Source organism: Pedobacter duraquae, assembly GCF_004362245.1.
Taxonomy (GTDB): domain Bacteria; phylum Bacteroidota; class Bacteroidia; order Sphingobacteriales; family Sphingobacteriaceae; genus Pedobacter; species Pedobacter duraquae.
The window spans coordinates 1-4,010 of sequence record NZ_SNWM01000010.1; the positions used below are offsets into that span (position 1 = coordinate 1).

Consider the following 4,010-nt stretch of genomic DNA (forward strand, 5'->3'; position numbering starts at 1 on the left):
GTTTATACAGCCCTTGAAAAAAACAATGAAAATTCAGGTGGATCTTATATTGAACAGCAAAGTAACGCCTATTTTATCAGGGGGCTTGGCCAGGTAGAAAACCTGGACGATATCCGTAAAATTGTGGTAAAGAATACCAGCGGATCCCCAATCTTAATTCGTGATGTAGCAACTGTCCAGTTTGGAAGTGCTACCCGTTATGGAGCAGTAACCAGAAATGGGGAAGGTGAAGTTGTTGCAGGAGTGACCCTGATGCTAAAAGGAGAAAACTTTAGTGAAGTCATTCAAAACGTAAAAGACCGCATGGTTCAAGTCCAGAAGTCTTTGCCGGAAGGGGTAGTGATCGAGCCGTTTATTGACCGGACAGAACTAGTTGGACGTGCTATTGATACGGTAAAGCGTAATTTACTCGAAGGCGCCCTGATTGTGGTGTTTGTACTGGTACTTCTTTTAGGTAATCTAAGGGCAGGATTGGTTGTGGCCTCGGTCATTCCACTAGCGATGCTCTTTGCCTTTTCCATGATGCAGCTCTTTGGGGTATCAGGAAACTTGATGAGTTTAGGCGCAATAGATTTTGGGTTAATCGTGGATGGGGCAGTGATTATTGTAGAAAGCGTCGTCCACCATATTACTACTGGAAAATATAAGAAACAGGAGATTGAAAAGTTAACCCCGGATCAAATGGATACCGAAGTTGCAGAAAGCGCAAGTAAACTAATGAAGTCGGCCGCTTTTGGTCAGATTATTATTCTGATTGTATACCTGCCTTTATTGTCGCTGATCGGTATAGAAGGAAAAATGTTCAGGCCAATGGCTCAAACTGTAGCTTTTGCAATCCTTGGTGCATTTATTCTTTCTTTGACTTACGTGCCCATGGCAAGTGCTCTGTTTTTAAGCAAGAAAACTTCATATAAGAGAAACATCTCTGACCGGATCATAGAATTTCTGCAAAGGGTGTATCAACGGACCTTAGTTGCAGTTTTAAAGGTAAAAGTTTTGATCGTTACTGCTGTCTTTATTCTTTTTGCTGTTTCTATATGGCTTTTTTCAGGAATGGGAGGAGAATTTATTCCAACCTTGGAAGAAGGCGATCTGACGGTAGAAATTTCGATGATGCAGGGCACCTCGCTATCAGAGGTTGTAAAGACCTTTGGGAAAGCGGAGAAAATATTAAAAGAAAAATTTCCTGAAATCAAGCAGGCTGTTACCAGGATCGGGAGTTCAGAGATTCCAACCGACCCCATGCCAATGGAGAGGGGAGATATGATGCTGGCGATGAAGCCAAAAGGAGAATGGACATCTGCTGAGAACAGATCAGAGATGATGGAAAAAATGGAAGAGGCATTAAGCGAAATTCCAGGAATAAATGTAGAAATCTCCCAACCCATGCAGATGCGCTTCAATGAGCTGATGACGGGGATCCGTCAGGACGTAGCGATCAAGATTTATGGCGAAGACCTTGATGTACTTGCGATACAGGCTGAAAAGATCGCTAAAATGATTTCTCCTGTTGATGGAGTTTCTACGCCCTATATTGAAAAAGTTTCCGGACTTCCACAAATTCAGGTGGCTTATAACAGGGATAAGATGGCTCAGTATGGACTGAACATAAGTGATCTGAATATGATCATGAAAACCGCTTTTGCCGGAAGCGTAACAGGAGTGGTGTTTGAAGGTGAGAAGCGGTTTGATTTAGTAGTCCGGTTAGACCGAAACTTAAGGGAAAACATCTCCGGTGTTGAAAATTTGCTAATACCACTTCCTTCAGGAAATAAAGTGCCCTTAAGTCAAATTGCAGATATAGGGTTCAAAGATGCCCCTGCCCAAGTTTCCCGTGAGGATGGAAAACGAAGGATCTATGTTGGATTTAACGTCGAAGGGCGGGATGTAGAAACTACGGTCAAGGAAATACAATCAAAACTGAATTCCGGAATTAAGCTTCCCAGTGGTTATTATATAACCTATGGCGGGCAGTTTCAAAACCTGCAGGCTGCTAAAGGCCGACTGGCTATTGCTGTTCCTGCAGCCCTGTTATTTATCCTGGTTCTTTTATATGTTACTTTCCGTTCTGTAAAGGAAAGCCTATTAATTTTTACCGCGGTACCGCTGGCCTCCATGGGTGGGATTGCTGCCCTGATCATCACCGGGCTTCCCTTTAGTATTTCAGCAGGGGTTGGCTTTATTGCCCTGTTTGGTGTTGCTGTTCTAAACGGGATCGTTTTAATCGGCTATTTTAACCAGTTGAAAGAAGAAGGGGTAGATGATATTTACCAAAGGGTGTTAGAGGGTACTAAGACCAGGCTTCGCCCGGTGCTAATGACCGCCTCGGTGGCATCTTTAGGATTTCTTCCCATGGCCTTATCAACCAGTGCAGGAGCCGAGGTGCAGCGCCCACTTGCAACGGTTGTAATCGGGGGACTGATCACAGCGACCTTTTTAACACTTTTTGTTCTGCCCTGCCTTTATTTACTCTTTAATCGCAAAGAGGTAGCAAAAGCCAAGTTACCGAAGGTAGTTGTAATCCTGTTTGTAGTGTGTGGTCTAATGTTTTTACAACAAAACCCAGCGCAGGCGCAAAGCCGTTTGCCTTTGACCCTGGACAGTGCCATTTCCATGGCCGTAAAAAATAATTTAAGGCTACGCTCGGCCGGCCTATCCGTAGAACAGGCACGGGCCCTTCAAAGATCGGGAACAGACCTTTCTAAAACCGAGATCCTGGTTACCCAGGATCCAACTAGCGGAGGTAATATGGACAATTCTTTGGGCATAACCCAAAACATTGCCTGGCCCGGACTATATAAAAACCAGCGTAAACTGCTTAGTAAACAGACCCTTCTTGCTAGCAGCACCAGTAACATTACAATGGCAGAAGTCATCCGGGAAGTTCGAGAAGCCTGGTACGCTTACTTATTGAATAAAGAAAGCCTTCGGGTTTTAGATTTTCAGGATAGCCTTTATAAAGGATTTGTGAACAAAGCGGAAGTACGGGTTAAAACCGGCGAGACGTCCAACCTGGAACTGATCAGTGCCAGAAATCAATTTCAACAGGTTCAAGCCTTAAAGCTTGGCGTTTTGGCAAACTTAGCAAACAATGAATCTATTTTGAAGCAGCTGCTCAATACCCCTGCTACCTTAGTCCTTGTCCAGGACAAACCGCTTGTGTTTCCTATTTCCTTAGATAGCTTATCACTCAGCAAGAATGCGCAGATTAGTGCGGGTCTGCAAAGCACGGAAGTTGCCAAGGCAAGGATTGCAGTAGAGAAATCCAAAGGAATGCCGGATTTTACTTTAGGGTACAGCCAACAACTTCTTATTTCCGGATTCAATCCTGCAAATATTTCAAGGAACTATTTCCCAGGAACCAGAATCGCCGGGATTCAGGTCGGGGTTGCCTTGCCTATTTTTAATAGGGCAAACCGGGCAAGGGTAAAGTCTGAGCAGCTATCCTCAGAGATTGCAAAAACAGACCTGCTTAATACACAGTCCAGGTTAATGATGGAATATAGTCAGGAAGTCCAGCATTACGGGCAATACCTGCAGGCTGTAAATTATTATCAAAACCAGGGGCTAAAGCAGGCAGACGAACAATTAAGAATTGCCCAGGTATCTTTTGACCTTGGGGAGATCGGCTATATCGAATATATCCAGAATGTATCCTCAGCTGTCCAAACCAAGCTTTCTTATATAGAAGCCTTAAGCCAGTTAAACCAGTCCGCAATTCAAATCCAATTTATTAAAGGAGAATAAAACCATGCACTTACATTTAAGAACATATAAATCAATTGTCGTAATTTTCTGCTTAGCGATGCTTTTATCTTGCTCGGGATCCTCAGAGAAAAAAGAAAGCGATACCAAGGAAGCATCCGCAGAAACTGAAATTGAAGAAAAGCCCGAAGGACTTTCTTTGACCCAAAGGCAGATGAATGCCGTTGGAATAGAAATCGGTCTGGTCGAAAAACGAAATTTAGATGCTGTCGTTAAGGCCAATGGCCAGCTTGCGGTGCCCCCAC

Annotated in this window: 1 protein-coding gene and 1 pseudogene; both read left to right on the top strand. The window is 43.8% G+C overall.

Features of this window, described 5'->3' with window-relative positions; translation table 11 throughout:
* Positions 1–3,747 (top strand): CusA/CzcA family heavy metal efflux RND transporter (locus tag CLV32_RS22970; RefSeq protein ID WP_133559319.1); only part of this gene is annotated, 3,747 nt, incomplete at its 5' end.
* Positions 3,748–3,805: 58 nt separating this feature from the next.
* Positions 3,806–4,010, top strand: a pseudogene (locus tag CLV32_RS22975) (efflux RND transporter periplasmic adaptor subunit); the annotation flags it as partial.